This is a genomic window from Streptomyces sp. NPDC051105 (assembly GCF_040682795.1).
Taxonomy (GTDB): domain Bacteria; phylum Actinomycetota; class Actinomycetes; order Streptomycetales; family Streptomycetaceae; genus Streptomyces.
In genome coordinates, this window is sequence record NZ_JBFBBR010000008.1 from 92,066 (window position 1) to 111,485 (window position 19,420).

Annotated in this window: 19 protein-coding genes; 11 read left to right on the forward strand and 8 right to left on the reverse strand. The window is 72.6% G+C overall.

The window, feature by feature from the left end; translation table 11 throughout:
• Positions 1-636, reverse strand: coding sequence for a TIGR03085 family metal-binding protein (locus AB0N16_RS20890; RefSeq protein WP_365798740.1), 636 nt, complete (start codon positions 634-636; stop codon positions 1-3).
• A gap of 82 nt (positions 637-718) precedes the next feature.
• Between AB0N16_RS20890 and hisI the strand changes: the two genes are divergently transcribed.
• The 10 genes from hisI (at position 719) to lgt (ending at position 9,730) form a co-directional block, all read left to right on the forward strand.
• On the forward strand, positions 719-1,123 hold the full coding sequence (gene hisI, locus AB0N16_RS20895; protein ID WP_365798742.1) for a phosphoribosyl-AMP cyclohydrolase: 405 nt from the start codon (positions 719-721) through the stop codon (positions 1,121-1,123).
• Between the two features lie 11 nt (positions 1,124-1,134).
• On the forward strand, positions 1,135-2,622 hold the full coding sequence (locus tag AB0N16_RS20900) for an anthranilate synthase component I (RefSeq protein ID WP_365798743.1): 1,488 nt from the start codon (positions 1,135-1,137) through the stop codon (positions 2,620-2,622).
• Positions 2,623-2,673: 51 nt separating this feature from the next.
• Positions 2,674-3,318: a TIGR02234 family membrane protein gene (locus AB0N16_RS20905; protein ID WP_365798745.1), complete on the forward strand. Its 645-nt coding sequence runs from the start codon at positions 2,674-2,676 to the stop codon at positions 3,316-3,318.
• A 281-nt stretch (positions 3,319-3,599) separates the two neighbouring features.
• Positions 3,600-3,860, forward strand: coding sequence for an HGxxPAAW family protein (locus AB0N16_RS20910; RefSeq protein ID WP_365798747.1), 261 nt, complete (start codon positions 3,600-3,602; stop codon positions 3,858-3,860).
• A 78-nt stretch (positions 3,861-3,938) separates the two neighbouring features.
• Positions 3,939-4,385, forward strand: a complete 447-nt coding sequence (locus AB0N16_RS20915; protein WP_365798749.1) for a DUF2752 domain-containing protein — start codon at positions 3,939-3,941, stop codon at positions 4,383-4,385.
• 155 nt (positions 4,386-4,540) lie between these two features.
• Positions 4,541-5,350 carry an indole-3-glycerol phosphate synthase TrpC gene (gene trpC, locus AB0N16_RS20920; protein WP_365798751.1) on the forward strand — a complete coding sequence of 270 codons (810 nt, stop codon included), beginning with the start codon at positions 4,541-4,543 and terminating at the stop codon, positions 5,348-5,350.
• Positions 5,351-5,648: 298 nt separating this feature from the next.
• Positions 5,649-6,932 carry a tryptophan synthase subunit beta gene (gene trpB, locus AB0N16_RS20925; protein WP_365798753.1) on the forward strand — a complete coding sequence of 428 codons (1,284 nt, stop codon included), beginning with the start codon at positions 5,649-5,651 and terminating at the stop codon, positions 6,930-6,932.
• A complete protein-coding gene (gene trpA / locus AB0N16_RS20930) occupies positions 6,929-7,747 on the forward strand; it encodes a tryptophan synthase subunit alpha (protein ID WP_365798755.1) in 819 nt (272 codons plus the stop codon). The genes trpB and trpA overlap by 4 nt, the downstream gene beginning before the upstream one ends.
• A 107-nt stretch (positions 7,748-7,854) precedes the next feature.
• The gene (locus tag AB0N16_RS20935) at positions 7,855-8,631 is read left to right on the forward strand and encodes a thioredoxin domain-containing protein (RefSeq protein ID WP_365798757.1); all 777 of its coding nucleotides are present in this window, start codon (positions 7,855-7,857) and stop codon (positions 8,629-8,631) included.
• A gap of 91 nt (positions 8,632-8,722) precedes the next feature.
• On the forward strand, positions 8,723-9,730 hold the full coding sequence (lgt, locus tag AB0N16_RS20940) for a prolipoprotein diacylglyceryl transferase (protein WP_365798759.1): 1,008 nt from the start codon (positions 8,723-8,725) through the stop codon (positions 9,728-9,730).
• Between the two features lie 165 nt (positions 9,731-9,895).
• Here lgt and AB0N16_RS20945 read toward each other — a convergent pair whose 3' ends face one another.
• Genes AB0N16_RS20945 through AB0N16_RS20975 form a run of 7 tightly spaced genes read right to left on the reverse strand, consistent with a single transcriptional unit; the run spans position 9,896 to position 18,241 of the window.
• On the reverse strand, positions 9,896-10,717 hold the full coding sequence (locus tag AB0N16_RS20945; RefSeq protein WP_365798761.1) for a CoA ester lyase: 822 nt from the start codon (positions 10,715-10,717) through the stop codon (positions 9,896-9,898).
• A complete protein-coding gene (locus AB0N16_RS20950; RefSeq protein ID WP_365798763.1) occupies positions 10,714-11,916 on the reverse strand; it encodes a CoA transferase in 1,203 nt (400 codons plus the stop codon). The genes AB0N16_RS20945 and AB0N16_RS20950 overlap by 4 nt, the downstream gene beginning before the upstream one ends.
• Positions 11,913-12,806 (reverse strand): ribokinase, encoded by an 894-nt coding sequence (gene rbsK, locus AB0N16_RS20955; RefSeq protein WP_365798765.1) that lies wholly within the window; start codon positions 12,804-12,806, stop codon positions 11,913-11,915. Before rbsK ends, AB0N16_RS20950 begins: the two co-directional genes overlap by 4 nt.
• Complete coding sequence (locus AB0N16_RS20960) at positions 12,803-14,362, reverse strand: ADP-ribosylglycohydrolase family protein (RefSeq protein WP_365798767.1); 1,560 nt, start codon at positions 14,360-14,362, stop codon at positions 12,803-12,805. The genes rbsK and AB0N16_RS20960 overlap by 4 nt, the downstream gene beginning before the upstream one ends.
• Complete coding sequence (locus tag AB0N16_RS20965; protein WP_365798769.1) at positions 14,350-15,525, reverse strand: ADP-ribosylglycohydrolase family protein; 1,176 nt, start codon at positions 15,523-15,525, stop codon at positions 14,350-14,352. The genes AB0N16_RS20960 and AB0N16_RS20965 overlap by 13 nt, the downstream gene beginning before the upstream one ends.
• An 8-nt stretch (positions 15,526-15,533) precedes the next feature.
• Entirely contained in the window at positions 15,534-16,652 is a 1,119-nt protein-coding gene (locus tag AB0N16_RS20970; RefSeq protein ID WP_365798771.1) for an ADP-ribosylglycohydrolase family protein, read from the reverse strand.
• On the reverse strand, positions 16,649-18,241 hold the full coding sequence (locus AB0N16_RS20975) for an ADP-ribosylglycohydrolase family protein (protein ID WP_365798773.1): 1,593 nt from the start codon (positions 18,239-18,241) through the stop codon (positions 16,649-16,651). Before AB0N16_RS20975 ends, AB0N16_RS20970 begins: the two co-directional genes overlap by 4 nt.
• A 296-nt stretch (positions 18,242-18,537) precedes the next feature.
• Here AB0N16_RS20975 and AB0N16_RS20980 point away from each other — a divergent pair, with 296 nt between their 5' ends.
• Positions 18,538-19,269, forward strand: a complete 732-nt coding sequence (locus tag AB0N16_RS20980; RefSeq protein ID WP_365799287.1) for a VIT1/CCC1 transporter family protein — start codon at positions 18,538-18,540, stop codon at positions 19,267-19,269.
• The last annotated feature ends 151 nt before the right edge of the window (positions 19,270-19,420 follow it).

Genomic DNA, 19,420 nt, shown 5'->3' on the forward strand with positions numbered 1-19,420 from the left:
TCAGATGCCCAGCTGCTTGGACTCGTGCAGCTTGGCGATCGCGTTCTCGTCGCCGTCCACCGCGACCTTCGCCGCGTTCTGCCGGCCGAACGCGAACATCAGCAGCTCGGAGGGCTCGCCGGTCACCGTCACCACCGGGGCGCCGCGATGGGCGACGGCCGTCTGGCCGTCCGGACGCCGCAGCACCAGGCCCGTCGGCACCCCCCTGCCCAGGAGCCGGGCGGTGCGCTCCAGGCGGGACCACAGGGCGTCCTGGAAGACGGGGTCCAGCTCGCGCGGCGCCCAGTCCGGCTGGGCGCGGCGGACGTCCTCCGTGTGGACGTAGAACTCCACCGTGTTGGCCGCCTCGTCGATCTGCTTGAGCTGGAACGGCGAGAACCGCGGCGGCCCCGTACGGATCAGCTGGATCAGCTCCTCGTACGGCTTCGCGGCGAACTCGGCCATCACCTTCTCCAGGCGGGGCGCGAGCTGCTTGATCAGCGCGCCCCCGGCCGCGTCCGGCCGGCGCTCGCGCACCACCACGTGCGCGGCCAGATCACGGGTCAGCCAGCCCTCGCAGAGGGTCGGCGCCTCGGGACCGGCGGTCTCCAAGAGGTCGGCGAACAGAAGCCGTTCACGCTTGGCGAAGGTCGACATGCTGCCAGCCTACGGCCCCACGCACGGTCCGGACAGTGGACACGGTCCGTGACTGCCGGTGCCGCGCGGCACAATGGCACCTATGACCAGTACGACCGGTACGCCCCCGCCCAGCGGCCTCGCCCCGGAGATCGCCGCCCGCCTCAAGCGCAGCGCCGACGGCCTCCTGCCCGCCATCGCCCAGCAGTACGACACGGGCGAGGTACTGATGCTCGGCTGGATGGACGACGAGGCACTGCACCGCACCCTCACCACCGGCCGCTGCACCTACTGGTCGCGCAGCCGCCAGGAGTACTGGGTCAAGGGCGACACCTCCGGCCACTTCCAGTGGGTCAGGTCCGTCGCCCTCGACTGCGACGCAGACACCCTGCTGGTCAAGGTCGACCAGGTGGGCGCCGCCTGCCACACCGGCGACCGCACCTGCTTCGACGCCGACGTGCTCCTGAAGGACGGCGCCGATTCCGGCGTTCCGGCCTCCGATCAGTAAGGTCTGCCGCCATGGAACTGGAGACCTTCCGCAAGCTGGCGACCGACCGGCGTGTCATCCCGGTCACCCGCAAGCTCCTCGCCGACGGCGACACCCCGGTCGCGCTCTACCGCAAGCTCGCCGCCGAGCGCCCCGGCACCTTCCTGCTGGAGTCCGCCGAGAACGGCCGCACAGCCTTCCAATGGTCCCGGTACTCGTTCGTGGGCGTCCGCTGCGCCGCCACCCTCACCGCCCGCGACGGCCAGGCCCACTGGCTCGGCACCCCGCCCGTCGGCGTGCCCGTCGACGGCGACCCGCTGGCCGCCCTGCGCGCCACCATCGAGGCGCTGCACACCCCGCACGACCAGGAGCTGCCCCCGTTCACCGGCGGCATGGTCGGCTACCTCGGCTACGACATCGTGCGCCGCCTGGAGAAGATCGGCCCGGGGGAGCGGGACGACCTCAGGCTGCCCGAGCTGACCATGCTCCTCACCAGCGACCTCGCGGTGATGGACCACTGGGAGGGCTCGGTCCTGCTGATCGCCAACGCGATCAACCACAACGACCTCGACACCGGTGTCGACGAGGCCTACACCGACGCGATCGCCCGCCTGGACGCCATGGAGGCCGACCTCTCCCGCCCGGTCGCCCAGCCCCCGGCCGCCCTGCCCCCCTCCGAGCTCCCCGAGTACACGGCCCTGTGGGGCGGTCCCGACTTCCAGGTCGCGGTCGAGGACATCAAGGAGCGCATCCGGGCGGGCGAGGCCTTCCAGGTCGTCCCCTCACAGCGCTTCGAGACCCCGTGCACGGCGAGCGCCCTGGACGTCTACCGGGTCCTGAGGGCCACCAACCCGTCCCCGTACATGTACCTCTTCCGCTTCGAGGGCTTCGACGTCGTCGGCTCGTCCCCGGAGGCCCTGGTCAAGGTCGAGGACGGGCGGGCCATGGTCCACCCCATCGCCGGTACCCGGCCGCGCGGGGCCACCCCCCGAGAGGACCAGGACCTCGCCGACGAGCTGATGGCCGACCCCAAGGAGCGCGCCGAGCACCTGATGCTCGTCGACCTCGGGCGCAACGACCTGGGCCGGGTCTGCGAACCGGGCTCCGTCGAGGTCGTCGACTTCATGTCCGTCGAGCGGTACTCGCACGTCATGCACATCGTCTCGACGGTCACCGGAAAGGTCTCCGAGGGCCGCACCGCCTTCGACGTCCTCACCGCCTGCTTCCCGGCCGGCACCCTCTCCGGCGCACCCAAGCCCCGGGCGATGCAGATCATCGACGAACTGGAGCCGTCCAGAAGGGGGTTGTACGGCGGCTGCGTCGGCTACCTCGACTTCGCCGGCGACTCCGACACCGCCATCGCCATCCGTACCGCCCTGCTACGGGACGGCACGGCGTACGTCCAGGCGGGCGCGGGCATCGTCGCCGACTCCAACCCGGTCGCGGAGGACCAGGAGTGCCGCAACAAGGCGGCGGCGGTGCTGCGCGCGGTGCACACGGCCAACAGACTGGGCAAGTAGGGCGCTTCTCACCCAACCCCGGGTGACCGTTCGCCCGGGGTTCGAGCGATAGTGGAGTACGTGACTGCCGTTCCTCACCCCCGTTCCGAAGCCGCCGCGCACAGCGGGTCCGGCCGCCGCAGCCTCGCCGTCGCGCTGTTGTTCGGTGCGCTCGGCGCGGCCGTGGCCCTGCTGTCCAGCCGACAGCGCTGGGCGGAGGGCACCGCGACGGTGGCCGGCGGCGCCTTCCCGCTGACCGTCAAGGGCAGCGACGTCACGGGCGTCCCCGCGGCCCTCGCCATAGTGGGCCTCGCCGCGCTCGTCGCCGTCTTCGCCGTCCGCCGGGCCGGCCGTTTCCTGGTCTCCGGGCTCCTCGCACTCTCCGGCGCCGGCATCGCCGCCGCCGCCCTGGCGGGCGCCTCCGACGGCTCCGCGCTGGACGAGAAGGCCGCCGAGGCCAGCGGCGACACCTCCGCCACGGTCGCCGCGCTCAGCCACACCGGCTGGCCGTACGTCGCCGCGGCCGGCGGCGTGCTCATCCTGGTTGCCGGACTGCTGGCGCTGCGCTACGGCCGCCTCTGGCCCGCCATGTCCGGCCGCTACGAGCGCGGCACGGGCGCGGAGCGGCCGCGCCGCGCGCCGAAGCCGGTAGATCCGGACCGGCCCGAGGACATCTGGAAGGCCCTGGACCGGGGCGAGGACCCTACGGGAGCCTGAGCGCTTCGCCGGGGGCGCCGGGAGGGGCCGTCGGTCGCCTGCGGCGTGGTGGTGGCCGGTCGCGCCCACGGGGCGGAGCCGGACATCGAACACAGCCCCGGGCCCCTTTCGGGGCGCTGAGCCTCGTGGGGCCGAGTACCGATGTGGCGAATCAGACGCCACCCCCGCTCACGGCAGGCCTGCGCGTACGGGACAATGGACGGCGAGCGTCCGGAACGGACCCGTACGAGCGCGGCCACGGACGCCACGTACGACACGCACCAGCTAACGAGGAGCAAGTCATGGCGGGCAGCAGCCACGGTCACACCCCGGCCGCCTGGACGGGCGTCACCATCGCCTTCATCGGTTTCTGCGTCGCGGGCGCCTTCATGGTGATGGCCCAGCCGGTGGGCTTCTGGGCCGGCATGGTGATCGTGGTCCTCGGTGGCGTGGTCGGCATGATCATGCGTGCCATGGGCCTCGGCATGCCGAAGCAGACCGCTCTGGTGACGCGCACCGCCCCGGCCGCCGCCACCCGCGAGCCGGTAGCCGCCGAGAGCTGATCGACAGCGCTTCCCGAGGGGCGTCCCGAGACATGGGGACGCCCCTCGCGCGCGCGTGTGCCGACCGTACGGGGCACAATGCGAGGCGTGAACGCCGACACCTCCAGCGCGGCCGCCCCGGCGCCGCCCTCCCTGCGTGGACGGCTGGCGGTGCCCGCGGGGGTGCTGGCCGCCGTCGTCGGGGCCTTCGCCTACGTCGGCACGGTCGACCCCAACCAGCCCGGCCACTATCCGGTCTGCCCCCTCTACCGGCTCACCGGCCTGTACTGCCCCGGCTGCGGCGGCCTGCGCAGCGCCCACGCGTTCATCCACGGCGACTTCCTGGCCGCGCTGCGGGACAACGCGGCGGGTGTGGCCGCCTATCTGGCCTTCGCCGTGGTGTGGACCGTGTGGGTATCGCGCGCGGTACGCGGCCGGCCCGTCCGGATCGAGCTCAGGCCGGTGCCCATGTGGACCCTGGGCGCGGTGCTGCTGGTCTTCACCGTTGTCCGGAACCTGCCCTTCGTCGGCTGGTTGCATCCTTGATCAACTGGCAAACGTCCAGGTAGTGGGACCGGGCCTCGGCCGGATGCGAGGTCGGCGCCGTCCTGCGGATACCATCGATGTGACCATGGGTTTTGACCCGCAGGGGTTTCGACCCGCTCGGAAGAACCGTCCGGAACCGGAAGGGGACCGCTCGCGTGAGTGTGCTCGACGAGATCATCGACGGAGTCCGTGCCGACCTCGCGGAGCGGCAGGCGGGCGTCAGCCTCGACGAGCTCAAGGAGCGCGCGGCGAAGGCGCCCGCGGCCAAGGACGGCGTGGCCGCACTGCGCGGCGACGGCGTCAAGGTGATCTGCGAGGTCAAGCGCTCCAGCCCGTCCAAGGGAGCGCTGGCCGCGATCGCCGACCCGGCCGGGCTCGCCGCGGACTACGAGGCGGGCGGCGCGGCCGTCATCTCGGTCCTGACCGAGCAGCGCCGCTTCGGCGGTTCGCTGGCCGACCTGGAGGCGGTCCGGGCCCGCGTGGACATCCCGGTCCTGCGCAAGGACTTCATCGTCACGTCGTACCAGCTGTGGGAGGCCCGGGCGTACGGCGCCGACCTCGCGCTGCTGATCGTCGCCGCCCTCGACCAGCCGGCCCTGGAGTCGCTGATCGAGCGCGCGGTCTCCATCGGCCTCACCCCGCTCGTCGAGGTACACGACGAGGACGAGGTCGAGCGCGCGGTGGACGCGGGTGCCAAGGTGATCGGCATCAACGCGCGCAACCTGAAGACCCTGGAGGTCGACCGCTCCACCTTCGAGCGGGTGGCCCCGGAGATCCCCGACACCGTCGTCAAGGTCGCCGAGTCCGGCGTCCGCGGCCCGCACGACCTGATCGCCTACGCCAACGCGGGCGCCGACGCGGTCCTGGTCGGCGAGTCCCTGGTGACCGGCCGCGACCCCAAGTCGGCGGTGGCCGACCTGGTGGCGGCGGGCGAACATCCCGCGCTGCGGCACGGCCGGGGCTGATCACCCGCTAGGCTGACCCCGATGACTCTCACCGTGACGACCGTGGACCGGTACGCCCGCCTGGCGCGCGGCTGCCGTCCCCGCGGCTGCCGTGCACCGGCGCGCAGGGTGCATGGCCGTCGGGTCCGGTATGTCATCGGTGATGAGCCTGGTCAGGTGAACGGACGTCGATGGCAGCGCGCCCCTCAGGGGCGCGGGGAACTGCGCGACCAGCCACACCCGGCCTGAGGTCGTACGACGGTCTCCGCCCCCACGGCGAACAGTGTTTTTCCATCGGCACTCACCGTGAGGTTTCCGCATGCCCAGCGACTACTTCTTCCCTGACCCCGAAGGCCAGGTGCCGTCCCCCGAGGGCTACTTCGGCGCCTTCGGCGGCAAGTTCATCCCGGAGGCCCTCGTCGCCGCCGTGGACGAGGTCGCCGTCGAGTACGACAAGGCCAAGCACGACCCCGAGTTCGCCCGCGAACTCGACGACCTGCTGGTCAACTACACCGGCCGTCCCAGCTCCCTCACCGAGGTCCCCCGCTTCGCGGAACACGCGGGTGGTGCCCGGATCTTCCTCAAGCGCGAGGACCTCAACCACACCGGCTCCCACAAGATCAACAACGTGCTCGGCCAGGCCCTGCTCACCAGGCGCATGGGCAAGACCCGGGTGATCGCGGAGACCGGCGCCGGCCAGCACGGCGTGGCGACGGCCACCGCCTGCGCGCTGTTCGGCCTCGACTGCACCATCTACATGGGCGAGATCGACACCAGGCGCCAGGCCCTCAACGTGGCCCGGATGCGCATGCTCGGCGCCGAGGTCATCGCCGTGAAGTCCGGCAGCCGCACGCTCAAGGACGCCATCAACGAGGCGTTCCGCGACTGGGTTGCCAACGTCGACCACACCCACTACCTGTTCGGTACGGTCGCCGGACCGCACCCCTTCCCGGCGATGGTCCGCGACTTCCACCGGGTCATCGGCGTCGAGGCCCGCCGCCAGCTCCTGGAGCGGGCCGGCCGGCTCCCCGACGCGGCGATCGCCTGTGTCGGCGGCGGCTCCAACGCCATCGGCCTCTTCCACGCCTTCATCCCCGACGAGGGCGTCCGCCTCATCGGCTGCGAGCCCGCGGGGCACGGCATCGAGACCGGCGAGCACGCCGCCACCCTCACCGCCGGGGAGCCCGGCATCCTGCACGGCTCCCGGTCCTACGTCCTCCAGGACGAGGAGGGCCAGATCACCGAGCCGTACTCGATCTCGGCCGGTCTGGACTACCCGGGCATCGGCCCGGAGCACTCCTACCTCAAGGACTCCGGCCGCGGCGAGTACCGCGCGGTCACCGACGACGCGGCCATGCAGGCCCTGCGCCTGCTGTCCCGCACCGAGGGCATCATCCCGGCCATCGAGAGCGCCCACGCCCTCGCCGGCGCCCTGGAGGTCGGCAGGGAACTCGGCAAGGACGGGCTGATCGTCGTCAACCTGTCCGGGCGCGGCGACAAGGACATGGACACCGCCGCGCGCTACTTCGGCCTCTACGACACCGACGCCGAGGTCGCCGCCGACGCCACCGCCACCGCCGAGATCGAGGGGGACGCCAAGTGAGCCGGAACATTCAGCTGCTGTCCGACACCCTCGCGGGTGCCAAGGCCGAAGGCCGGTCCGCGCTCATCGCCTACCTCCCGGCCGGGTTCCCGACCGTGGACGGCGGCATCGAGGCGATCAAGGCCGTGCTGGACGGCGGCGCGGACGTCGTCGAGGTCGGGCTGCCGCACAGCGACCCGGTCCTCGACGGCCCGGTCATCCAGACCGCCGACGACATCGCCCTGCGCGGCGGCGTCAAGATCGCGGACGTCATGCGCACGGTCAAGGAGGCCTACGCGGCCACCGGCAAGCCGATCCTCGTCATGACGTACTGGAACCCCATCGACCGCTACGGCGTCGAGCGCTTCACCGCCGAGCTGGCCGAGGCGGGCGGCGCGGGCTGCATCCTGCCCGACCTGCCCGTCCAGGAGTCGGCCCTGTGGAGGGAGCACGCCGAGAAGCACGGCCTCGCGACGGTCTTCGTCGTGGCGCCGAGCAGCAAGGACGAGCGGCTCGCGCAGATCACGGCGGCCGGCAGCGGCTTCGTCTACGCGGCCTCCCTGATGGGTGTCACCGGTACCCGTGAATCGGTCGGCGCACAGGCCCAGGACCTGGTGGAACGCACCCGGGCCACCGGCACCGGGCTGCCCGTCTGCGTCGGCCTCGGCGTCTCCAACGCGGCCCAGGCCGCCGAGGTCGCCGGCTTCGCCGACGGTGTGATCGTCGGCTCGGCCTTCGTGAAGCGGATGCTGGACGCGCCGGACGACACCGCCGGCGTGGCGGCCGTCCGGGAACTCGCCGGTGACCTGGCCAAGGGCGTACGTGGCCAGGCCTAGGCCAGTCGCGGGCCAGGCGTAACGGAACCGCGGAACGATCGGTCACTCGTACGGGTGGACCTGGGACCGGGGAGGCGCGGTGCGCCTCCCCGGTTCGTTCTGGTGGTGTGAGCGAGAAGAATCGTGACGGAAAGCAGACGGCCCGTGAGCGGATCGCAGCCGACCGCGAGAAGCAGAAGTCCGCGGAGAAGCGACGGCGCGCGCTGATCGTGGGCGCGAGCGTCGTCTGTGTCCTCGGCCTGGCGGCGGTGATCGGCGTCATCGCCGCGAACGCGGGCAAGGACAAGAACAGCAAGAGCTCCGGCCCGGTCGTGGCGCCCTCGGGCGCACAGGGCAAGGACAGCCTGGCGATCCCGGTCGGCAAGGACGACGCGAAGGCGACGCTCACCGTCTGGGAGGACTTCCGCTGCCCGGCCTGCCAGGCCTTCGAGACGGCGTACCGCCCGACGCTCCACGAGCTGGCCGACTCCGGCAAGCTCAGAATCGAGTACCACCTGGTCACGCTGATCGACGGCAACCTCGGCGGCAGCGGCTCCCGCAGCGCGGCCAACGCGGCGGCCTGCGCCCAGGACGCGGGCAAGTTCCGCGACTTCCACGACGTGCTGTACGAGAACCAGCCGAAGGAAACCGACGACGCCTTCTCGAACAACGACAAGCTGATCGAGCTGGCCGGCAAGGTCCAGGGCCTGAATACGCCGACGTTCCAGAAGTGTGTCAAGGACGGCAAGCACGACGCCTGGGTCGTGAAGTCCAACGAGGCCTTCCAGGCGGCCAAGTTCGGCGGCACCCCGACCGTTCTGCTCGACGGCAAGAACATCTACCAGGACCAGACCATGACCCCGGCCAAGCTGAAGCAGCTCGTGGAGGACGCCAACAAGGGGTGAGCGGGGTAAGCACTTCTCACGCCCCTGTTATGGAGCCGTAGCCGGACTGGTTGCCGTCGGCCCGGTCCGGCACGGTAGCGTCGACCCTGCCATGGAATATCTTGCCTACATTCCCAGCCCTTCGCGCGGAGTGATCCACCTCGGTCCCATTCCGCTGCGCGGCTACGCCTTCTGCATCATCATCGGTGTCTTCGTAGCCGTCTGGCTCGGAAACAGGCGCTGGATCGCCCGGGGCGGGCGGGCCGGCACCGTGGCCGACATCGCGGTCTGGGCCGTGCCGTTCGGCCTGGTCGGTGGGCGTCTGTACCACGTGATCACGGACTACGAGCTGTACTTCAGCGAGGGCCGTGACTGGGTCGACGCGTTCAAGGTGTGGCAGGGCGGCCTCGGCATCTGGGGCGCGATCGCGCTCGGCGCGGTGGGCGCGTGGATCGGCTGCCGGCGCCGTGGCATCCCGCTCCCGGCCTACGCCGACGCCATCGCCCCCGGCATCGCCTTCGCCCAGGCGATCGGCCGCTGGGGCAACTGGTTCAACCAGGAGCTGTACGGCCGCGAGACGCATGTGCCGTGGGCCCTGCACATCACCTCCTCCGAGGGCGGCCGGGTCCCCGGCTACTACCACCCGACCTTCCTCTACGAGTCGCTGTGGTGCGTCGGCGTCGGCTTCCTGGTGATCTGGGCCGACCGCCGGTTCAAGCTCGGGCACGGGCGGGCGTTCGCGCTGTACGTCGCCGCGTACTGCGTGGGCCGCGGCTGGATCGAGTACATGCGCGTCGACGACGCCCACCACATTCTCGGCCTGCGGCTCAACGACTGGACCGCGATGATCGTGTTCCTGCTCGCGGTGCTGTACATCGTGCTGTCCGCGAAGAAGCGGCCGGGCCGGGAGGCGGTGGTCGAGCCGGGCGTCTCCGACGGGGAGGCCGACGGTACGGGTGACGCCGCCGAGGGGACGGAGGCCGCCGAGGCCAAGGAGGCTTCCGAGGTGGAGGCTTCCGAAAGCGAGGCCGAGCACGAGGACAAGGCCGAGGACGAATCCAAGGACGAGGCCGAGGACAAAACCAAGGACGAGGCCGGGGCGGCGACCAAGAAGAGCTGACCTGCCGCGATACGACGAAGAGGGCGCCCGGGCCGGAACCGGGCGCCCTCTTCACGTACGGGCGGACGACTGCCGCCGAGCCCGGCACCGCCGGACACCGCACCAGCCGTCGAGGCGGAAGAAGCTCACCGGCGGAGGGCCGAAGAAAAGGTCGGGCCGGCGGTGTCAGCGGCGGTTCAGTAGGGACAGGGTTCTGCGGGCTGTCGCCACTACCGCCGCGTCGATGAAGCTCCCGTCCGGGAGGGCCTGGGCGCCCTGTTCCGTGGTGGCCGCCTTGAGGATCTTCTCGGCCTGTTCCAGTTCGGCCTCCGTGGGGAGGTAGGCCCGTTCGATGATCGGGAGCTGGCGGGGGTGGATGGCGGCGCGGCCCAGGAAGCCCAGGGCACGGCCGCGGGCGCAGGAGGCGGCGAGGCCCTTGAGGTCGCGGGTGTCGGGATGGACCGACTGGGGCGGCGGGGCGAGGCCGGCGGCCCGGGCGGCGACGACGATCCGGGAACGGGACCAGTCGAGGCCGATGTCGTCGCATACGCCCAGGTCGGCCTGGAGGTCCGCCTCCCCGAGCGAGATGCCCCGCAGGGCGGGGTGGGCGGTGGCGATGGCGTACGCGCGCTCGATGCCGAGGGCCGATTCCAGGAGGGCGTAGAGCGGGAGGGCGGTGGTCCGGGCCGCGATGTGGTGGATGTCGTCGGGGCCGGTCACCTTGGGGAGCCGCAGGCCGGCCAGGCCCGGGAGGCCGAGCAGGGCCTGGAGGTCCGCCGCGGCCCAGGGGGTGTCCAGGCTGTTGATCCGGACGTGCACCGGCACCGGCTGCGGGTGGGCCAGGAGGTCGGCGGTGGCGGCGCGGGCGCAGTCCTTGCGGTCGGGGGCGACGGCGTCCTCCAGGTCGACCACCACCACGTCCGCGCCGGAGACCAGCGCCTTGGCGACGACATGCGGCCGGTCACCGGGGACGTACAGCCAGGTCAGCGGGAAGGCGGCGGTGGTCATACGGCGCCCTCCGCGCGCAGGGCCAGCAGCTGGGCCGGGGTCAGGCCCAGCTCGGTGAGGACCTCGTCCGTGTCGGCGCCGTGCGGACGGCCGGTCCAGCGGATCGCGCCGGGGGTCGAGGAGAGCCGGAAGAGGACGTTCTGCATGCGCAGCGGGCCCAGTTCGGGGTCGGAGACGGTGGTGATCGTGTCCAGCGCCAGGTACTGCGGGTCGTCCATCACGTCCCGTACGTCCTGGATGGGGGCCACCGCCGCCTCCGCCTTCTCGAACTCGGCCAGCACCTCGGCTCGGGAGCGGGTGGCGATCCAGTCGCCGACGGCCGCGTCGAGGACGTCGGAGTGCGCGGCCCGGTCGGCGCCGGTCGCGAACCACGGCTCGTCGATCAGCTCCGGGTGCCCGACCAGCCGCAGGACGCGTTCCGCGATCGACTGGGCCGAGGTGGAGACGGCGACCCAGGTCCCGTCCGCCGTGCGGTAGGTGTTGCGCGGGGCGTTGTTGGCGGAGCGGTTGCCGGTGCGCGCCTGGACGTAGCCGAGCTGGTCGTACCAGGTGGGCTGGGGGCCGAGGACGGTGAGGATCGGTTCGATGATCGCCATGTCGACGACCTGGCCCTCGCCGGTGCGGTCCCGGGCGGCGAGCGCGGTCATCACCGCGTACGCGGTCGCCAGGGCCGCGATGGAGTCGGCGAGCCCGAACGGCGGCAGCGTGGGTGGCGCGTCCGGTTCGCCGGTGATCGCCGCGAAGCCGCTCATCGCCTCGGCGAGGGTGCCGAAGCCGGGCCGGTGGGCGTAGGGGCCGAACTGGCCGAAGGCGGTGACCCGGGTCAGGATCAACCGGGGGTTGGCGGCGGAGAGTTCCTCCCAGCCGAGGTCCCACTTCTCCAGGGTGCCGGGCCGGAAGTTCTCCACGATGACGTCGGCGGTGGCGGCGAGCCGGAGCAGCGTGGCGCGGCCACCGGGCTTGGACAGGTCGAGGGTGATGGTCCGCTTGTTGCGGCCGAGCAGCTTCCACCACAGGCCCACGCCCTGCTTGGCCGGGCCGTGCCCCCGGGAGGGGTCGGGCTTGGCGGGGTGCTCGACCTTGACGACCTCGGCGCCGAAGTCACCGAGCAGGGTGGCGGCGAGGGGGCCGGCGAAGAGGGTGGCGAGGTCGAGGACGCGCAGACCGGCGAGGGGCTGGGGCTGTGTTGTCGTACTCATGCGGTGTACTGGGCCTCGATCTCCGGACGGTACGGCATGGACGTCGACGCCCCCTCTCGTTGCACGGCGAGCGCGGCCGCGGCCGCCGCCCAGGACAGGGCCTCCCGGATCGGCTTCTCCTCGGCCAGGGCGACCGCGAGGGCGCCGACGAAGGTGTCGCCCGCGCCCGTCGAGTCGACGGCGGTCACCCGGGGCGCCGGGATGACGAGGGGTGCCGCGTCACGGGTGAGGTAGAGGCAGCCGGCGGCACCGAGGGTGACCACGACCTGCGGCACCAGGCCGAGCAGGGCGGCCGCCGCGTCGCGCGGGTCGGCGCGGTCGGTGAGGTCGGCGGCCTCGCGTTCGTTGGGCACCAACAGGTCGATGTTGTCGAGCAGTTCGGAGGGCAGGGCGCGGGTGGGGGACGGGGTGAGGATGGTCCGGACGCCGTGCCGGCGGGCGGCCTGCGCACCGGCGACGACCGCGGGCAGCGGGATCTCCAGCTGGAGCAGGAGGGTGTCGGCGGAGGCGATGACACCCTCGTCGCCGGGGGAGAGATGGTCGACGGTGCCGTTCGCGCCGGGGATCACCACGATCGCGTTGCCGCCCTCGTCGTCCACGACGATGTGCGCGGTGCCGGAGGGGCCCTCGATCGTGCGCAGCGAGTCGGTGTCCACGCCGGAGTGCTCGAGGGTCTCCCGCATCCGGGTGCCGTAGGCGTCATGGCCGACCGCGCCGATCATCGAGACGGTGGCGCCCGCGCGGGCGGCGGCGATCGCCTGGTTGGCGCCCTTGCCGCCGGGGATCGTACGGAACTCCCGTCCTGTCACGGTCTCGCCTAGCTGCGGGGCCTTCTCGACGTACGCGACGAGGTCCATGTTCGTGCTGCCGAGTACGGCGATATGGGTCATGGGCGGGTCGCCTCCAGGTGGGTGAGGTGGGCGAGGGTGTCAAAGCCGGTGCCGTCGAAGCCGGCGACGGAGGTGGCGAGGCGGTTCTTGAGCGGGGTCGTCCAGCGGTCGGGGAGGGCGTCGGGGTCGCCGGCGAGCAGCCCGGCGACGGAGCCGGCCGTCGCGCCGTTCGAATCGGTGTCCCAGCCGCCGCTCACCGCACGGCAGACGGAGCCGGTGAAGTCGCCGCCCGCGTGGGTGAGGGCGGCGGCGATCAGGGCGGTGTTGGGGATGGCGTGCACCCAGTGGTGGGTGGGGGAGTGGGTGCGGTGGAGTTCCGCCACGACCGTCTCGAAGTCCTCGTGGGTCTCGGCCAGCCGGATCGCCTGGTCGATCGCCTGGGCCACGCGGGACCGGGGCGGGATCACCGTGCGGCCGGAGCGCAGGCAGCCGTGGACGTCGTGGGTTCCGCCGGCGGCGGTGGCGATGGTGGCCGCCGTGAACATCGCCGCGTAGACGCCGTTGGCGGTGTGGGTGAGGACGGCGTCACGATGGGCCTGTTCGGCCGCGGCGGCCGGGTCGCCGGGGTTGGTCCAGCCGTGCACGTCGGCACGGATCAGGGCGCCGATCCACTCGCGGAAGGGGTTGCGGTGGCGGGCGGTGTGCGGGGGTTCGACGCCGGTGAGGAGGTTGCGGTAGGCGACGCGCTCGGCGGTGAAGGTGCGGCCGGCGGGGAGTTCGTCGAGCCAGAGGGCGGCCACGTCGGTGGTGGTGAAGGCTCTGGTGTGGCGCTGGAGCAGGAGAAGGTTGAGGAGGGGGTAGTTGAGGTCGTCGTCCTCGGGCATGCCGTCCATGTTCTCGACGAGGGAGGTGGCGGCGGAGCGGCGGTTCCAGGGGTGGGCGGCGAGGAGCTCGGCGGGGACGCCGCGGGCGGTGAAGTAGTGGTTCAGGGGCCAGTTGCCGGCGGCTTGGGCGAGTTCGCGGATGGCGTGGAGGGGGAGTTTCTCGACGGGTTTGCCGAGGAGACAGCCGACGGCTCTGCCGAGCCAGGCGGCGTGGTAGGCGCGGGGGGTGGGAGCGGCGCGGGTGTCGCTTACCGGCGCCGGCAGGGTGCCGCCGCGCCCACCCGTGCCGCTTGGAGGTCCCCCCAGGTCTTTCGGGCTCCGGGAGAGGTACGACTGCCCGCAGCTATGTGAGACGCGGCCGGGCAGCGCCCCGTCTGGGGTGCGGGGAACTGCGCGAGCGACCACATCGCACCCGCGGTCGCACGACGGTCCGCACCGCCCTCCCTGTTGCGCGTTCGGCCACTGCGGACACAGGGACTTGATGGCGTCCAGATCCGTCGGCTCGTTCAACCTGCTCGGCAGGTCCGCGAGTTCGTCGAGGAGGTCCTCCGCCAGCTGGCGGAGATAGCGGGACACCCGGTCCGGCGACGCACCTGCCCGCTCCGGCGCGTCCGCGCCCCCCGCCGCCTTCCAGCGCGCCTCGACGGCGCCCGGCTCCCGGCCGTCCTGCCGGGCCTGGCGGATCTCATGGCCCAGCAGATCCTCCGGCTGGACCCAGGTCAGGCGGAGCATCCCGCGCCCCCGAGGCGAGCGAAGGATTCCTCGTGGGCACGGCGGAGGCCCGTGTCTCGGGTGAAGATCTCCCTGGTCACGGCGGCCAGCGTGCGGGGCGGCTCCCACAGGTCGAGGCGGCTGGCCTCCGCGACCCGCTTCGACCACTCCTCCGGCACGGCGGAGCCGAGCGCACCGGCGATCGCGCCCGCCATCGTCGCGATCGAGTCGCAGTCCCGGCCGTAGTTGACGGAACCGACGACGGCGTGCCGGTAGTCGCCGTCGGCCACCAGCAACATGCCGAGCGCGACGGGGAGTTCCTCGATCGCGTGGAGGCGGGAGGGGCGGCGGGCGCCGAGGGAGGGAGCGCGGTAGTCGGGGCCGACCGTGTCGTAGGGGGCGATCGCCTCGCGGAGGGGGGTGAGAGCCGACTCGAAGTCGGTGTGGTGCGCGGCCACTTCACAGACGGCTTCGATCGCCGTTCGCGTGCCGTCCTTCGCCAGGGACAGGCAAGCGGTGACGACCGAGTCCGGCGTGGCGCCCGGCGCGGCGGCCGCCGCCACCGCCGCCGCGAACACGCCCGCCGCCTCCCTGCCGTACGACGACTGGTGGGCGCCGGCGACGTCCAGCGCCTCGGCGTACGCGGCGCGCGGGTTGGCCGCGTTGACCAGGCCGACCGGCGCCATGTACATCGCCGCGCCGCAGTTGACGATGTTGCCGGTGCCGGCCTCGCGGGGGTCGACGTGGCCGTAGTGGAGGCGGGTCGCCAGCCACTTCTCGGCGAGGAAGACCCGGTGGAGGGGGATGGTCTCGGTCTCCAGCTCCGGGATCCAGCGGGGGTTGGTCATCAGGTCGGGGACCAGGTGGTCGGCGATCGCGTACGCGTCGAGGTGGTCGCGGACGCGGTCGTACACCCGTACCAGCGCATGGGTCATCAAGGTGTCGTCGGTGACGTGCCCGTCGCCCTTGTGGTACGGGGCGATGGGGCGGGCGGTACGCCAGGCGTCGCCGTTCCAGGGGCCGACGATGCCGTGCACGCGGCCGCCGTGGCGCTCGAAGATCTGGTCGGGGGAGTAGCCCTCGACCGGGCCGCCGAGGGCGTCACCCACGGCGGCTCCGACGAGCGCTCCGGTGATCCGCTCGTCGAGCGAAGCTCCGGCGCTTTCTTCTCCTTTGGGCGTCATGCACCGAATCATCCACCTGGAAGGGCCGGTTGTGTGGCTTCCAGGAGTTCGGCGAGTTCCACGAGGTCGGTACCGGTGAGGCGGGGGAGGGCGCAGCCGGAGAGGGTGCGGCAGGCGTCCCGCCAGGGCGGCGGGATCGAGTCGCCGCCGCCGAGTGCGCCGGTGAGTGCGCCGGCCAGGGCGGGGGCCGAGTCGGCGACCCGGGAGAGACAGGCGGCGGCGGGGACGGCCTCGGCGATCCGGCCGCGCGCGGCGGTGGCGAGGGCGAGGGCGACCGGGACGGTTTCGGCGGCGGCGATGCCGTAGCTGTAGACGTGGTCGACGATTTGGTGTTCGAGGAGGGGGACGAGGGCGAACGCGGTGTCGGCCGTGGCGGTGAGGGCCAGGGCGTGGCGGGCGTTGCGGCCGATCTCGGTGGCCTCGGGGAGTTCGGCGAGCGCGGCGGCCACGCAGGTCTCCACCTCGGTGCCGGCGAGGGCGAGCGCGAGGGCCGCCGCCATGGCACGGGCGCCGTGCACTCCGTCGCCGTCCTGGGTGTAGCGGGCGTCGAACTCGGCAAGGTCGGCGGCGCGTTGGGGGTCGCCGGGGTGGGCGACGGCGAGGGCGCAGGCGCGCACGCAGGCGGCGTCGTCGAAGTAGTGCGGGTTGTCGTGGCCGGTGGCGGGCGGGCGCAGGCCGGTGGCGAGGTTGCCGAGGCCGGCGCGGACGGAGATACGGGCGCGCAGGGGGAGGACGGCCGACTCGATCTCGGGGGCGCGCTCCGCGGCGGCGGCGACCTCGGAGGCGACGGCGGTCCAGGTGAGGTCGATGGCGGCGCGGGTACGGAGCTCACGGCTGAGGTCGGCGAGGGCGGTGTCGTCGCCTGCGCGCAGGACGGCTTCCGCGGCGAAGGCGGCCCACTCGGCGTCGTCGGAAGGGCCGAGGCGGAGGGGCTCGGGGGGCTGGTTGAGGGCGATGGGGACGGGGAGGGTGGTGGTCGCGTTCTGTTCGGCGAAGGTGTCGAGCTCCCGGGTGAGACGGCGGGTCCACTCCGGCATGCGGGCTGCGCGGTGGCGGGCGGCGGGCCAGCCGGCGGCGTCGCCTGCGGCGAGGCCGAGCAGGAGCCCCTCGATACGACGCCGGTTCACCGCAGCCCCTCGCGGCAGGCGCCCCCCAGGGGACTCCGCCCCCTGGAGCCCCGATCCCTCGTCCACCCACCACCCGACTCGGTCGGCAGAGAGGCGGGCGCGGAGGGACACGGTTCGGCGGGCTGAAAGGCGGGAGTGCAGGGGGGTGGCTCCGCCGGTGGAGAGACGGGCGTGGAGGGGTGTGGCTCGGTTGGTGGGGATGCCGATGTGGAGGTGTATGGCTCGGCGGGCCGATGGGCTGGCGTGGAGGGGTGTGGCTCGGGGGGTCGGTGGGCTGGTGTGGAGGGGTGTGGCTCGGGGGGTCGGTGGGCTGGTGTGGAGGGGTGTGGCTCGGGGGGTCGGTGGGCTGGTGTGGAGGGGTGTGGCTCGGGCGGTCGGTGGGCTGGTGTGGAGGGGTGTGGCTCGGCGGGCCGATGGGCTGGCGTGGAGGGGTGTGGCTCGGGGGGTCGGTGGGCTGGTGTGGAGGGGTGTGGCTCGGTTGGTGGGGAGGTCGGCGTCGAGGGGCGTGGCCCGGGTTGTGCGGAGGCTGCCGTGGAGAGGCGCGGCTCGGTTGGCTGTGGTGCCGGTGTCGGTGTCGTGGGGCGTAGCCCTGCCGCGCCCGTCAGGAGTTCTGCCACCTCCAGTACATGGTGTCCCGCCATCGACGGGAGGCAGCTGCCGCGGGCCGGGCCGATGGCCGTCGCCCAGGCGGTCGGGATCGCCGTCTCTCCCTGTGTCGCCCCCGACAGCGCGCCGGCCACCGCCGCTGTCGTGTCCGCGTCGCGCCCCATGTTGACGGCTGTCAGCACCGCCTCCCGGAAGTCGCCGTCCGCCGCCGCGTACGCGCCGTAGGCGAGGGCCACCGCCTCCGGGGCCAGGTCGGTCCACGGGTAGCCGCCGATGACGACCGCGGACCGGACCGCCCGTTCGCCCCGGTGGGCCACCGAGACGGCTCGGCGCAGCGAGCGGGCCGTCCAGGAGTCGTCCGGGATCACCGCGAGCGCCGCCGCGACCACCGCCGTGGGCGGGGCTCCCGCCATCGCCGCCGCCACACCCGCCGCCACCGCCTGACCGCCGTAGATCCCCTCGCCTTCGTGGCTCACCGAACCGTCGATCGCCACCAGCCGGGCCGCCTCGGCCGGCCGGCCCGCCGCGAAGACACCGAAGGGGGCCGCCCGCATGGCCAGGCCGTCGCTCCAAGCGTGCCGGTGCTGGGCGGAGATGGGGGCGGCGAGGCCCCGGCGGAGGTTCTCCAGGGTCCCGCGTTCGCTGAATCCGGCGCCCTTGAAGGGGCCCTCGGCGCGGTCGGCGATCCACTCGTGCCAGGCCGCCTCGACATGGGCCGGGGTGAGTGCCGAGCCATGGCGGGCGAGCAGGAGACCGGAGAAGATCGCGTACTCGGTGTCGTCCGTGCCGGCCGGGGTGTCGGTGACGTACCCCGTGATGCGGCCCCAGCGGGCGCGGATCTCGGAGGGCTTCATGTTCTCCGCCGGCGCCCCGAGCGCGTCGCCCACGGCCAGGCCCAGCAGCGCGCCCCGCGCCCGGTCGTGGAGGGGAGAGACGTGCTCGTCGGGGGCGGGGACCAACGGGGTGCAGACGATCGATGTCATGGGCGGGCCTCTCCGGGAGGGGTCGCGCGCCGGGGCGCGGAACCGTTTGCGGATGTGTCCCACCAACGGCGGTTGACCGCAGCCTGAAAGGCCTTCACATCACCCGGTCGACATGTGTGCACTACCTAGCACAAGTGAGCGTAGAACGGTAAAGCCGCAGGTTAGCCGAGCCTTTCCTTGCTGGCGGAGGGGAATGTCGGGGCGTAGTGTCGATGTTGTCGAAAGATGGAATCATTCCAGAATTAGCTTTGCCTCAGCTTACTTGGGGCATGTTCGAGACCTGTTGGGGGATCCGCATGGCCGTCATCGACACCCAGGCGACACTGCACGAGGCGCACCGCGACAACCACACCCACCGGGATGTGAACGGAGGGTGGCTGCGGCCCGCGGTCTTCGGTGCGATGGACGGGCTCGTCTCCAACCTCGCCCTGATCACCGGTGTCGCCGGCGGGGCCGTCGGTCACCAGACCATCGTCATCACCGGGCTCGCGGGACTCGCCGCCGGCGCCTTCTCCATGGCCGCCGGCGAGTACACCTCCGTCGCCTCGCAGCGCGAGCTCGTCGAGGCCGAGCTGGACGTGGAGCGCCGGGAGCTGCGCAGGCATCCGCAGGACGAGGAGGCCGAACTGGCCGCGCTGTACGAGGCGAGAGGGGTCGAGGCGTCGCTCGCACGGGAGGTCGCCCGGCAGCTGTCCGCCGATCCCGAGCAGGCCCTGGAGATACATGCCCGCGAGGAGCTGGGCATCGACCCCGGCGACCTGCCCTCGCCGCTGGTCGCCGCCGTGTCCTCCTTCGGCTCGTTCGCGCTGGGCGCCCTGCTGCCCGTCCTGCCGTTCCTGCTCGGCGCCACCGTGCTCTGGCCCGCCCTGCTGCTCGCGCTCGTCGGGCTGTTCGGCTGTGGAGCCGTGGTGGCCAGGGTGACCGCGCGGACCTGGTGGTTCAGCGGTCTGCGGCAGCTCGCGCTGGGCGGCGCCGCGGCCGGTGTGACGTACGCCCTGGGCAGCCTGTTCGGAACCGCCGTAGGATAGCTCGACCGCTACTTATGCGTTGGGCCGCATAAGTAGCCGTTACTCACTGGTTTCGAACGCTTAACCACTGGGCATGAGCCGTAAGCACCGCAGGCAAGGACGCCTGACGTGCAGCTGTGGGGTGACGACGACGCTCACCCTCACCCCCCGC

Bases quoted from the DNA above. Each gene is read 5' to 3' on its own strand.
- AB0N16_RS20890 (WP_365798740.1), bottom strand. From the start codon at position 636: ATGTCGACCTTCGCCAAGCGTGAACGGCTTCTGTTCGCCGACCTCTTG.
- hisI (WP_365798742.1), top strand. From the start codon at position 719: ATGACCAGTACGACCGGTACGCCCCCGCCCAGCGGCCTCGCCCCGGAG.
- AB0N16_RS20900 (WP_365798743.1), top strand. From the start codon at position 1,135: ATGGAACTGGAGACCTTCCGCAAGCTGGCGACCGACCGGCGTGTCATC.
- AB0N16_RS20910 (WP_365798747.1), top strand. From the start codon at position 3,600: ATGGCGGGCAGCAGCCACGGTCACACCCCGGCCGCCTGGACGGGCGTC.
- AB0N16_RS20915 (WP_365798749.1), top strand. From the start codon at position 3,939: ATGCGAGGCGTGAACGCCGACACCTCCAGCGCGGCCGCCCCGGCGCCG.
- trpB (WP_365798753.1), top strand. From the start codon at position 5,649: ATGCCCAGCGACTACTTCTTCCCTGACCCCGAAGGCCAGGTGCCGTCC.
- lgt (WP_365798759.1), top strand. From the start codon at position 8,723: ATGGAATATCTTGCCTACATTCCCAGCCCTTCGCGCGGAGTGATCCAC.
- AB0N16_RS20945 (WP_365798761.1), bottom strand. From the start codon at position 10,717: ATGACCACCGCCGCCTTCCCGCTGACCTGGCTGTACGTCCCCGGTGAC.
- AB0N16_RS20950 (WP_365798763.1), bottom strand. From the start codon at position 11,916: ATGAGTACGACAACACAGCCCCAGCCCCTCGCCGGTCTGCGCGTCCTC.
- rbsK (WP_365798765.1), bottom strand. From the start codon at position 12,806: ATGACCCATATCGCCGTACTCGGCAGCACGAACATGGACCTCGTCGCG.
- AB0N16_RS20960 (WP_365798767.1), bottom strand. From the start codon at position 14,362: ATGCTCCGCCTGACCTGGGTCCAGCCGGAGGATCTGCTGGGCCATGAG.
- AB0N16_RS20965 (WP_365798769.1), bottom strand. From the start codon at position 15,525: ATGACGCCCAAAGGAGAAGAAAGCGCCGGAGCTTCGCTCGACGAGCGG.
- AB0N16_RS20975 (WP_365798773.1), bottom strand. From the start codon at position 18,241: ATGACATCGATCGTCTGCACCCCGTTGGTCCCCGCCCCCGACGAGCAC.
- AB0N16_RS20980 (WP_365799287.1), top strand. From the start codon at position 18,538: ATGGCCGTCATCGACACCCAGGCGACACTGCACGAGGCGCACCGCGAC.